General features: G+C 53.0%; 14 protein-coding genes and 1 pseudogene. 7 read left to right on the forward strand and 8 right to left on the reverse strand.

Going from position 1 to position 10,148, the window contains the following annotated elements; genetic code table 11:
- Positions 1 to 211: 211 nt before the first annotated feature.
- Genes M5C01_RS29000 through M5C01_RS29010 form a run of 3 tightly spaced genes read right to left on the reverse strand, consistent with a single transcriptional unit; the run spans position 212 to position 2,408 of the window.
- On the reverse strand, positions 212 to 1,081 hold the full coding sequence (locus tag M5C01_RS29000) for a nucleotidyl transferase AbiEii/AbiGii toxin family protein (RefSeq protein ID WP_103495403.1): 870 nt from the start codon (positions 1,079 to 1,081) through the stop codon (positions 212 to 214).
- Positions 1,069 to 2,124, reverse strand: coding sequence for a type IV toxin-antitoxin system AbiEi family antitoxin (locus tag M5C01_RS29005; RefSeq protein WP_152741637.1), 1,056 nt, complete (start codon positions 2,122 to 2,124; stop codon positions 1,069 to 1,071). The genes M5C01_RS29000 and M5C01_RS29005 overlap by 13 nt, the downstream gene beginning before the upstream one ends.
- 14 nt (positions 2,125 to 2,138) lie before the next feature.
- Positions 2,139 to 2,408 (reverse strand): hypothetical protein, encoded by a 270-nt coding sequence (locus tag M5C01_RS29010; RefSeq protein ID WP_178129981.1) that lies wholly within the window; start codon positions 2,406 to 2,408, stop codon positions 2,139 to 2,141.
- Between the two features lie 34 nt (positions 2,409 to 2,442).
- Between M5C01_RS29010 and M5C01_RS29015 the strand changes: the two genes are divergently transcribed.
- The gene (locus M5C01_RS29015) at positions 2,443 to 2,679 is read left to right on the forward strand and encodes a hypothetical protein (protein WP_248764424.1); all 237 of its coding nucleotides are present in this window, start codon (positions 2,443 to 2,445) and stop codon (positions 2,677 to 2,679) included.
- 284 nt (positions 2,680 to 2,963) lie between these two features.
- Here the strand turns inward: M5C01_RS29015 and M5C01_RS29020 are convergent, their stop codons facing one another.
- The 3 genes from M5C01_RS29020 to M5C01_RS29030 all read right to left on the reverse strand — a co-directional run bounded on the left by M5C01_RS29020 (position 2,964) and on the right by M5C01_RS29030 (position 4,952).
- Entirely contained in the window at positions 2,964 to 3,497 is a 534-nt protein-coding gene (locus M5C01_RS29020; protein WP_152741634.1) for a hypothetical protein, read from the reverse strand.
- A 109-nt stretch (positions 3,498 to 3,606) separates the two neighbouring features.
- Positions 3,607 to 4,377 carry an NERD domain-containing protein gene (locus M5C01_RS29025; protein ID WP_152741633.1) on the reverse strand — a complete coding sequence of 257 codons (771 nt, stop codon included), beginning with the start codon at positions 4,375 to 4,377 and terminating at the stop codon, positions 3,607 to 3,609.
- 5 nt (positions 4,378 to 4,382) lie between these two features.
- Positions 4,383 to 4,952 (reverse strand): hypothetical protein, encoded by a 570-nt coding sequence (locus M5C01_RS29030; RefSeq protein WP_152741632.1) that lies wholly within the window; start codon positions 4,950 to 4,952, stop codon positions 4,383 to 4,385.
- 414 nt (positions 4,953 to 5,366) lie between these two features.
- On the opposite strand from M5C01_RS29030, the gene M5C01_RS29035 reads away from it, so the two are divergent.
- The 5 genes from M5C01_RS29035 (at position 5,367) to M5C01_RS29055 (ending at position 8,076) form a co-directional block, all read left to right on the forward strand.
- Positions 5,367 to 5,765, forward strand: a complete 399-nt coding sequence (locus M5C01_RS29035) for a carboxymuconolactone decarboxylase family protein (RefSeq protein WP_103495397.1) — start codon at positions 5,367 to 5,369, stop codon at positions 5,763 to 5,765.
- Positions 5,766 to 5,808: 43 nt separating this feature from the next.
- Positions 5,809 to 6,087 (forward strand): hypothetical protein, encoded by a 279-nt coding sequence (locus M5C01_RS29040; protein ID WP_248764425.1) that lies wholly within the window; start codon positions 5,809 to 5,811, stop codon positions 6,085 to 6,087.
- A 330-nt stretch (positions 6,088 to 6,417) separates the two neighbouring features.
- Entirely contained in the window at positions 6,418 to 6,750 is a 333-nt protein-coding gene (locus M5C01_RS29045) for a hypothetical protein (protein ID WP_152741631.1), read from the forward strand.
- A gap of 17 nt (positions 6,751 to 6,767) precedes the next feature.
- Positions 6,768 to 7,385 carry a DUF2335 domain-containing protein gene (locus M5C01_RS29050; protein WP_152741630.1) on the forward strand — a complete coding sequence of 206 codons (618 nt, stop codon included), beginning with the start codon at positions 6,768 to 6,770 and terminating at the stop codon, positions 7,383 to 7,385.
- A gap of 190 nt (positions 7,386 to 7,575) precedes the next feature.
- Complete coding sequence (locus tag M5C01_RS29055) at positions 7,576 to 8,076, forward strand: hypothetical protein (RefSeq protein WP_152741629.1); 501 nt, start codon at positions 7,576 to 7,578, stop codon at positions 8,074 to 8,076.
- A 307-nt stretch (positions 8,077 to 8,383) separates the two neighbouring features.
- Here M5C01_RS29055 and M5C01_RS29060 read toward each other — a convergent pair.
- A pseudogene (locus M5C01_RS29060) lies at positions 8,384 to 8,644 on the reverse strand (phage portal protein); the annotation flags it as partial.
- 247 nt (positions 8,645 to 8,891) lie between these two features.
- Positions 8,892 to 9,254: a hypothetical protein gene (locus M5C01_RS29065; RefSeq protein ID WP_152741628.1), complete on the reverse strand. Its 363-nt coding sequence runs from the start codon at positions 9,252 to 9,254 to the stop codon at positions 8,892 to 8,894.
- A 730-nt stretch (positions 9,255 to 9,984) separates the two neighbouring features.
- On the opposite strand from M5C01_RS29065, the gene M5C01_RS29070 reads away from it, so the two are divergent.
- Positions 9,985 to 10,148, forward strand: a 164-nt coding sequence (locus M5C01_RS29070; protein WP_349292423.1) for a type II toxin-antitoxin system HicA family toxin, incomplete at its 3' end; no start/stop codon positions are given.

The following is a 10,148-nucleotide window of genomic DNA, read 5'->3' on the forward strand; positions in this document are numbered from 1 at the left end:
GGCGAAAGAGGTCGGCCTTTTCTGATGGCTAAGGTATGAAATCGGCCCTGCTTACGGTTGTGTGAGGAGGGCCGTGTCATTTGGGGCTTGGAAATATGTGAAATTATGCTGGAAAACATAATTATGGTTTTTCACATAATTTGGCATAACCGGACCTCCGGAATGCGGATGGTGTCTTGGTTTCAGGATCAGTTGAATGACCCAGGCAGCCTCATTTTCTCAAGTCCAGTTCACGTAGAAGTGCATCCACCTGCCCGAATGCATCCTGTTGCCATTGATCCGCTGTTCGCTCACCCAGGATCTGCGTGTCCTCGACAAACCGGCGCACGGAGGTGGGCCCATAGCCTTCGACCACATCAAATTTATCGGCGATGTATCGGAACCCCTGCTCACCACTGTCCCGTTCCAGCACCGGACGGCATTCGCGAGCGAGTGCTTCAATGCCGTCAGGGTAGTTTCGAACGCAATAGTAGATGTCGTAGGCATCTTTCTGTTTGTGTCGGCCGGCCAGCGCATAGCCCTTCATCGCCAGCAAGGCGGGAATGGAGCACACCGCGATTTCTACGCGGTTTTTACCGCCCGTTGGCATGGGGCCTTCAATAGCCACCATTTGGTAGAAACGCATTGCCAGGTCAGCACCATCGGCACGCTGTACCGCGAAGTCACTCAGGATCGGCGGCACGTTGCGAATGATCTCGGCATCGCGGGGCATTAGAAAGTCTACGATCACGTCGATGGGAGCATCGCCCTCCTGCACGGTGATCTGGCGGCTCAGTTGAAAGCGTCTCAGCTCGCCACGTTGCTGATAGCCATGTCCCATCAGAGTACCGATCAATGTCGCGTACTCCCCATCACCCAGCGCCTCGGCATCCAGGCTCAGATCAATATCCAGTGTTCCCACATGCTGCATATCCTCATTGGCGAGCAGCAGCCAAGGGACGGCGCCGCCGATGACCGCGAACTTGCCGCGGAAGCTGCCAAGGATCTGGCCGATCTCCACCAGCACGGTCTTGACTGCGTTGGTGGTCCGATCATCGTAGTCGGCCGCAGATTGCGGCTCTTTTGGTATCACTGGCTCCATCTGAATTTTTCCTGTCGTAGGTAATGGGCGGCTTCTTGTCCGCGCTCCCCTGCGATGGAAAGATCCAGATAGGTTTGGATGGGGTCGGTGCACAGGACACCGGGGGAGGGCTCAACTGTATCGAAGAGTAGGGCTTTATCCTTCGGCAAGGTAATGACGATATTGTCTCCTTTGGTAACTGGAGTTAGCTGTAGCGCCTCTTTCAGCACCTCCAGCCCTTGGTGATCGGCGTAAAAATGCAATGTGCCAACCCGGGCGTAAGGGGCGATCCAGTTCGAGGCGGAGAACGAAGAAAAACAGCCATGGCCCTTTAAGTCCTGATTGAACGCGCGGCGTGCTGCGTCCTCTAGAAGGGAGCCATGCAAGGGGCTATAAAAGCGCTTTCGCTCGCCAAGTGGGGCTTCGTAGCCTGAGCTCCAGGCGTCCAGCAACTCGTCGGGGGCAGATAGATACAGGCCAGCGCTCGTGGTCCGTGCCCATTCCCGATCCAGCAGGGCGGTTCGTACATTGCTGACGTGTCCCAAGCTCACGCCGGTAGCTTCGACCAGCTCAGTGACTCGCCATGCTTTCTCTGGTTCACGCAGCATGGCGCGCAGCAGTCGTGCCGATTTGGGCTTGAACAAGGATTTGAGCGCCCGGTGCTCGGTGGTTGGCTTGTCGGTGACCTGGCGTTCGATAAAGACCCCATCGAACGCTATCCAGGCATTACCTTGCAGGTCGAGGAATCCCACCTGTTTATCGCGGCACATTGCTCTGGCCGCAGGTGACAGGTAGGGGGCTACAAGTACCGGGATGGAGTTTTTTTTGTAGGCGACATGTTCATGCAATTGCAGAAGGGCGTTGCGTACGTGTCGCGGCTGTCCGTTGGGCAGCACCTCGCAGACCAACGTATGTGCCGTTTTCGCCGTTTTGATGTGAGCGAGCAGATTGGCAGCGTCGGTCGCCTCGGCAACGTTCTGCTCCAGGCTTTCGATCTCGATGATCGATACCTGGCTCAGAAGCTGGTGCAAGGCTTCGCGGGCTTGAGTGATCATCTCTTTCATAGAAAACCCATATTTCAGCGTTTGCTGAAATTAGTTAGTTTAGTGAAATAAGTCAAAATTTCACCAATTCTGCCTATTTCAACGTTTGCTGAAATGGCGCGGTTTTCATGGGGCACGCTGGGCATGCAGCGTTGCCAGCTACCCATACACATTCGGTTGCGGTAAGCGGGTATGACAATGAACTGCGTTGGCGTGAGTTCGAAACGGCGGAACTCAATGGCGACGAGATCAGCCTGCATACCAATCCCGTCGAGCGGGCATTGTTCTGGGGCTCGTTCAAGCATGAAGTGCAATCTATATCAGCAGTCACAGCTTTTGATGGCTGCTGAGTTTCCCAATACAGGAGTCCCCGTGATGGTAGTCGCCGAGAAAGCCAGTCAGTCCCTGTCCACTTGGATAGACGAAGAAGAGCTCCGTCAGATGACCTACGAAGCTTTGGCCGATGTTGATGCCGGTCGTTTTATTGAGCACCAGACGGTCCAGACCTGGGTCAGCGGTCTCAGTATCGATATCCGCAACTGCGGGCCTTACAATGGCGTACTCCCTTCAAGGTGATCTGTGAAACCTGGACTCAAAATCCAGACCGTTTCACAATTAATCCTCACCCTCTCATTGCGGGACCGAACACCTAGGTGCTTTCCGTGCTGGGGATGTAGCATTCGGGGGAGGTGACGTGAGAAATAGGATCTGCGCTTAGGCAAGCATCGCCGCCAGAAATAAATCTCTTCTCTTTGACTGGTCTTGTTGAGTTTTATTGTTGCTCGAGTTTAGCGGAAATGCTCGACTCGTTTGAGTTTTGGTGTGGGCGAGGTAGCTTGGTTGAGTTGAGAGTAAGTTTGCTATTGTTTTTGTGTGTTTTTTGTAAATAGGTTGTTCCACTCCTGGATCAGGAATATGTCGTGATAATTTCTCTCGCATAAAGATTGAAGCGTGTTGAGCTTTTCTTGGTCTTTTTCAGACAGGTTTGTGATTTCAACAGTAGGGCATTTGTCTCTTTTTTCTAGCGCGGGGGTTAGAAGTTTGTTTGAGTTCAGCATTCTAAATGCTGGGGCGCTCAATTGGTCGCCGGCCTTTGAGGTGAAGTGAATCGGGGCACTGACGTCAATGATTTCGACAGCCCACTTCCTAATATCATCATCTCCGCCCGTGCGGGGTTCTTGTAGGATTTTTAGAGCCATTTGGACGTAATCCTTACGTATTCCGGTTTCTGAAATAGAACGCTGTGCACTCCAGCCAGCAACTGCAATTATTAAGGGTATTACTATTAGGGCAAAGGTTTGTGCTAGCTTATAACCCTTGTCAAGTGCTGATTCGGAAAGCGCTTTTTTTAATGGGTTTTTATAATTTCTTTTTAGGGGGGCGTGGTTTCGCAACGGTATGTTCCTTTTTGTAGGACGCTAATATTTTCTGCCTTTGCCGAATCCATCGATCTCAGCAATAGTCCACTCCACCCAACTCTATCAGCTCATGTCCGAAAGCTAACTATAGGCCTTGCCTCACTCTGCACTTGGGAAATTTCGAACAGCCCCAGAATTGCTGTCCTGCCTTCGTGCCAGAATTCACGGTGCGGATCACCAGCTTGTTGCCGCATTTCGGGCATTGCCGCTCGGCGTTTGGGTCGCTACGGCGTTTCAGGTTTTGTACATGTTCGCGGTGGGTCGCGAGGGATGGAGCGCGCCGGCTGGTTTGCAGGGCCAGCATGAGGGCGTCGACTTCGGCCTCACTGAATACCCTCTGCTGGAATGATTTGATGTAGCGGATAAAGCCAATGCCCTGGGTGACGTTGGTCGGCATCTGAGTCTTGAAGGTGCTGCCGCCGATGAAGGTGATGACCGAGTGCAGGTGCGCGGCGCTAACGCCAAGGGTGGCTTCCAGGGCTTTGAGGTGTTTGTAGTTCTGTCGCAGTGGGTTCTGGAACTTGAACGTGCGTTTGTAGAGCTTTTGCGTCCACTGTGGCTGGTTCTCGCTGCCAAAAATCCAGCCCCTCATGTTCTTCGTTTCCAGCACGAAGATACCGTAAGGCGAGAGGAAGACGTGGTCGATCTGCGTGGTGTCGTCAGGTGTGCTCAAGGTGACGTTGTGCAGACGGCGGTAGGTCTGCTTATCCAGTTGCCAATGGGCGAACAGACGCACCAGGAGTTCGCCGATCTGACCCTTGACCCAAGGCAACTTGAACAAGCCGATCAGCAGAATCAGCGGGATCAGCCAGCCAAACGTGCTCCAGAGCTGCGCAATGATGGGGGTGAAGTTCATAGCCATCACTCTGTTTGAGCCATCGAGGCGGGCGGGAAGATCACTTCCTTGGTGTCGATATTTTTGATGCTCGACTGCACCTTGATCTCCAGCTCCTCGCGACCGGGCGGACCTTTGATATTTTCGTCAGTTCGGAATGTTACGACGTAGCGCTGCCCAGGCAGGAACTCAACGTCAGCCGCGGCAAAGTTGCACATTGCCCCGCCAGTACCCAAGGCATTCATCGAGAGCCAACACCAGCGCAGGGAGTGTTTACCGGGCTTTAGCTTCAGGGCCTGTTCGCCTGAGACATCCAGTATGGATCGGCGCCCGGCACCCTTGATCCGTTGGCCATCCACGTCGGTTGCGAGCAACAGCCGATGATAGGGAACGCCCAAGGCTCGATATCGAATCGTATCGAAGTACACGAGCGCGGCATCGCTGGCGTTGTCGGACAGGTCGTAGGGCTTGAGCTGTTCGGGAGCCCAGTTGCCTTGATAATTTTTGTAGTGGTAGTCCGAACAGCCGCCAAGCAGTGCGACTGTGAGAAGCATTGCCGCCCATTTAAGTGGCGTCATTGCGTAGATTTTGAACATCGGTCGTCCTTGAGATCGAGTACTGATTCCTTCAGCGCTGAGCGGTTGTAGCGCCGCTGGCAGCGGTTTTGGCGTTGGGCGCGCAGGTGCTACAGGTAGCGAATCCAACGACCAAAGAAGCCTGAGCCATCATATTGGCATTATCGACGTTTAGAAAGTCGGAATTAACCAACTGCTTTCAGTGGCGCTCGCGCAAAGGGTAACGCCGTGGCTTATCCCCGCCACGGTTGATAACCCGAGGTACCTAGCGGTGCGTTATTGCGCCAAAAAAATCTAAACCCATCTTGTTGTTTCTACGATGTTTAAACGTTTATTGCCGGAGCCATCCTGCCGCCGGCTTGGGCCTGGCCGCCAGCGAACTAAACTGGATGTACCTCTGAAGCAGATGTCTCCAGAGAGGTCAGGAGGTGTCAGATGGCCATTTATGATACTTATCGGGAAATTGAAGAGGCCCTCGGTGTGGTACCGGAGTGGATCAAGCAGATGCCGGAAGGCGGAGCGAACGGATTCTGGGGAGTGGCCCGGGACTTTTGGCTGGCAGATACCAAAATCCCGAATAAGTACAAGGAGTTGATTGGTCTGGCGGTGTCCGGGGCGACCCGTTGCAAGTACTGCACCCTGTTTCATACCGAAGCCGCGCGCTTGTTTGGCGCGAGCGATGAGGAAATTGCCGAAGCCAGCTTGATGGGCGCGGTGACCATGATGGGCAGCACTTTTATTAACGCCCAGCAGATCGACTACGAGCAGTTCCGCCAGGAAACACTGAGTATCGTCCGCTATGTCAAAGATCACTCGCAACCCAAGGCCGCTTGAGCCGTTGCGGGAACCAGCCCTTCGCCAACTGACGAAGGATCACTTGATTGCAATCACCGGCGATGGTCCGAGGACCACCGCCCGGTGGCAAGCGGCGGTGCTGCGCGCCATCAGTGAACTGATGCGATACAGCGATACCGCCCGCGAAGATAACCAGGACCTGCGCATTCCGTTCGCCAAAGCACTCCATGACCTCTATGCGGGACGCAAGTCCGACGCCGAGTTGACGGAAATGGTGTTGCTGATGCTGGAAGTGGAAAGCGCGCCCTTGCTCGGCAACGGCCCCGAGGCGGGAACGGCATCTGGGAACAATGATCGCTGAGAAGTGGACAGGGCCAAAGGAGAGCCTGAAGAGGAACGATGGGACACCCTCCAGCCCTTCTGCCCGTCACAAAAATGTGTAGCGCTCCTCAAAAATCACGAGAGCGGCCCTTGGCCCTGCAACTGCCACAATAGATACGCAATGACCTGTCCCCCGACGTAAGGCGTAACACACTGAAAACACAATATATGGGGGACTTTAACATCTCGGACACCAAATCTAGGCGCCGAGCTAACATCTTGAATAGGTTTATCCCTTTACGCTGTTACGCTTTTGGCTATATTTTCAGTATATGTACCCATTCAATGTTTTAAACGCAGAAGAGTGGACTTGTCCTACAAAACCGCAGGGCAAGCACGACGAGGCACCGCAGACATGGCGAAGTACAAGCTGGATTTCGACGCATTTTCTTCCGTTCTAAACCTGTATCCCGACGGCGACCCCTACGAGGAAGCCGACCAACTGGCCAAGAAGGTCAGTGAAGGTTCACCGCTCACTCAAGACACCCGGACAGTGTCCGCATTGAAATCAATCGTTGATATTGATCGCTACAGCAGCGCTCGTAGTTTGGGCAGTGATATCAAAAGGCTGACTGACGACTATCAAGCCGCCTCCAAACAATTTTTTGCAACGGTGCGCAACGCCAGGCGAACTCAAGCCTAAGGATCGATCCTTAACCGATGATCAAACAGACAGAACCTAAAGCATCGGGTGAAAAAGAAACAACACTCGAATTAGACCCCACCGCTGACTCCGGCGAAATCGTAGAAGAAGTCTCCGCCGCGCTGCAAGCGTTGGGGGAATACGATCCCGCCATCAGTGCACTGCTCAACAGTAGCCAAAGCAAAGCCACGCTCGACGCCATCTCTATGGTCGCCATTTCGATTGCCGAAGAGCGACACCTTGCAGGTACTCTGTCAGCCCGACAACTCAGAGAATACGAAGCCGTTGTAGAAGGCGGCGCCCATCTCATGTTCGAGTTGATGAAGAACGAACAGGCTCACCGACACAAAATGGAAATGGGCATGCTTGACGTTCGTAAAGAAGAACTTACTGCAACGTTAAATAATCAAGCTACCGACCTGACAGTTAGGTCTAATTCATTGCACCTTATTGAGCAACGTGAACGGCGAGGCCAAAACATCGGTGGCGCTTTGGCATTCGGGGTGCTGCTGCTAGGCGGGTATCTCATCCACCTAGGGCATCCTGAAATCGGTGCTGGCATGATCGGCTCCACGATGGTGGCCATCGCCGCCGTATTCGTGACGCGCAGACGCCCTAAAAAGCCCGGCCAATAATCGCCCCAAAACACCGGCATGGAGGCGCATGATCCTCACGCGCGGCGCGTGGGCAAGCTTGCGTTTCTCAGCACTCAGCTATACTGAGTGCTCGGGTATTATGTGTCAGCCAGTTGTTGGCAAGCGCTCTACTCTTCGCCATTGCTGTATCCATTGCTGTTACCTCATCAGCAAGCAAAGGAGAACGGTAATGAAAAAGCATCCCCTTACCCCCGATTCTACAACGCCAGGTCAGGCACCTGAACAGAACTCGGATCGGGGGCCAGAAGATCGCCGCGGCCCATTCAGAATATACACAGATTTTGACAAAAAATTTTGTCTCGGTTACCGCGACGCAACTGATTGTTATCTTAAGACTGTGACTACAGGCAGTGATTTTTTCCAAGAGTGGATGATTGAGCCTTGGGGTGAATCATCCTGCTATATCATATGCGCCAAATCTAACCTGTACCTGAATGGAGAAACAAAATCCGCGTTGACGCCTGTCCGCGTCTTGCCTGATGTTAATAGTTTATGGCGAAGCTGGACATATACAGAGGTAGGAGATGGTCGTCTATATTTTACATGCCTTAAAGATAACAAGATTTTGTCACTCATGTTGGCCACAACAGGAGCGGGTATTGGCGTCACAACTTTTATTCGAAACTCTTCGAGTCCGATTGCAAATCAAAAATTCTATGTCTGGTTCTAATCTCTGCATGGTTTACTGGTGCCAGGAGACTATATGCTTGCGAGCCTTGATACCATTATGGTGAACGGCGTTTCTATATATAACGCTATTATTGAGAGCCCGGTTAGAAAAATTGGAACATACCAAAACCTCAACGCTGTATGAGAAGAATCTTGAGCGCGCTCCTACATGAACGGGGTGTAAAAGCCCCCTTTTTTCCGCTGCTCTCATGTGCGAGAAAATCCTAGCCCTTCCTAGATCATTTTATTTCTAGCCACTCAACCCGTTGCTCACACCTCAAACATCCATTCACTTGTAAAAACAACTACCTAATCGGTCGTATCTCATTATTCATATAAACCCGGTCGATTTTTTCAATATCCCCAAACCCCGCCGCATTTTCCGGCATCACCCCAGCCAACGCCGGATTCATCTGCCACGCGGTGATCACGTCGTTGCGGGTGATGTTTTTCACTCGCTCGAACTCGTCCTTCGTCGCAATATCCCCCACCGGGATGATCTGAATCGCCTTGTCGCTCCCACCTGGGATGTTCACGAACAACGACCGAAAATTCCCGACGCCCTTGCTCCCGGCAATCTGGTACTTCGAGAAAAAGGGACCGATTTATTTTCCGCCTTTCTGGAAGCCACACCTGGACTGACGCCTCGGAGGTCGCGGTGAATGGTGAAGGGATTTAAATGGTGCTTGCAAAAAGCGGCAGCCACTGAGAACGGTGGCTGCTACTGGAGGTAGTACTTCCTGCGTGCTGCGGGCCATACCTGCTGATCTGGAACCCAACCGCCGCCTGTGCCAGTTCGATCAAACGAGCGGTCGTCTACGGTGATGCGTGATGGTGTGAGGTCGATCCCTCAAGCAGCGCATCCACCACAGCTTTCGCCATCTCTACCGAGTGAAGCATCCCCCAGAACAGAGAGCGTTCCACCGGATTCGTATGCAGGCTGATTTCATCTCCATTCAGTTCGGCTACGGCGAGCAATTTTGAAACGTAGGTCAGTGCGTCCTGAGCGTGGACACCTGGCTGGATGGCAAAAATCGTAGGTCTGAACGGGTCATCGTAATCGATGGTTTTAGAGAGGATTAGACCGAGGGTATCGAGCAAGCGGGCCGCATCCGGCCGGGTTGATTTCACAGGAACATTGGAAGTGGGAGGTGGATCGGGGGTGATTTTCTTAGCCATGGTGAATCTCCAACAGGTTAAGGAGATCTCCACTCTTGCTGCGATACAAGGGTGGCGAACTGTACGCAGGTTCGCAGACCGGTCTGTTGGACCACCGGCAGGCATAAGCCTCCTGCGCACAGCCCGCCATAACGCAGACATGAAAAAGCCGCTTACGCGGCGCTGTGCGCCAACAGAAACCGCCGGGCTGCGAAACCCGCATCGCTGAATTTGCAGCGACCACAGAAATGTAGACCCAGCAGCGAGCGCACACAACATTCTCCCACGACCAAAACACGTAGGAAATATTAGTTTTTTTGGAAGGCCATTTCTCGTCATGTCGCCTTGGGAGACGCCCCTCCGAGTACGCATATACAGAGGTAGTCGTTCGATTGATTGAGTCCGTGTGTTCTGGAATGGGGGGCTGGATGGTCATGGAATCCACATACAGGTCCAAGCAGCGAGCCATCTATCGGGTGAGACCCACGAGGATCAATATTTTCGGGGCCGTTTTAGAAATGAGTAGAAAATATTTTTCTCAGGTGTGGACGTTTTGTGGACGCTATCGTGGCCAGATCCAGGCTTAACCCCTCCAGATAGGCCAAAGCCACGCTTGGCTCTACTCAATCAGTATTGAATGGCTGCCCTATCGCGTACGGTATCATAGTGTAATACCACGAATAACAAGCAGCTCAGCACCCTGAAGGCCGTCTTCTCGAAGCCCACTCCGGCCACGCTGGAATGGGCTCGTATCGAATCGCTGTTTGGTGCCGTCGGCGCCAAAACCATTGAAGGCAATGGGTCGCTAGTACGATTTGAACTGAACGATGCGGTCGGAACCTTCCACCGACCACACCCCGATAAAGAAGCAAAGCCTTACCAGGTTCGTGATGCTCGGGCTTTCCTTGAACAAGC

Source organism: Pseudomonas sp. MWU12-2319, assembly GCF_023242525.1.
Lineage (GTDB): Bacteria > Pseudomonadota > Gammaproteobacteria > Pseudomonadales > Pseudomonadaceae > Aquipseudomonas > Aquipseudomonas gingeri_D.

What these genes read in the sequence shown, in the direction of transcription:
- M5C01_RS29010 (WP_178129981.1), bottom strand. Translation starts at nt 2,408, where the DNA reads ATGCTTGAACGAGCCCCAGAACAATGCCCGCTCGACGGGATTGGTATG.
- M5C01_RS29030 (WP_152741632.1), bottom strand. Translation starts at nt 4,952, where the DNA reads ATGTTCAAAATCTACGCAATGACGCCACTTAAATGGGCGGCAATGCTT.
- M5C01_RS29000 (WP_103495403.1), bottom strand. Translation starts at nt 1,081, where the DNA reads ATGGAGCCAGTGATACCAAAAGAGCCGCAATCTGCGGCCGACTACGAT.
- M5C01_RS29025 (WP_152741633.1), bottom strand. Translation starts at nt 4,377, where the DNA reads ATGAACTTCACCCCCATCATTGCGCAGCTCTGGAGCACGTTTGGCTGG.
- M5C01_RS29055 (WP_152741629.1), top strand. Translation starts at nt 7,576, where the DNA reads ATGAAAAAGCATCCCCTTACCCCCGATTCTACAACGCCAGGTCAGGCA.
- M5C01_RS29050 (WP_152741630.1), top strand. Translation starts at nt 6,768, where the DNA reads ATGATCAAACAGACAGAACCTAAAGCATCGGGTGAAAAAGAAACAACA.
- M5C01_RS29005 (WP_152741637.1), bottom strand. Translation starts at nt 2,124, where the DNA reads ATGAAAGAGATGATCACTCAAGCCCGCGAAGCCTTGCACCAGCTTCTG.
- M5C01_RS29065 (WP_152741628.1), bottom strand. Translation starts at nt 9,254, where the DNA reads ATGGCTAAGAAAATCACCCCCGATCCACCTCCCACTTCCAATGTTCCT.
- M5C01_RS29015 (WP_248764424.1), top strand. Translation starts at nt 2,443, where the DNA reads ATGGCTGCTGAGTTTCCCAATACAGGAGTCCCCGTGATGGTAGTCGCC.
- M5C01_RS29035 (WP_103495397.1), top strand. Translation starts at nt 5,367, where the DNA reads ATGGCCATTTATGATACTTATCGGGAAATTGAAGAGGCCCTCGGTGTG.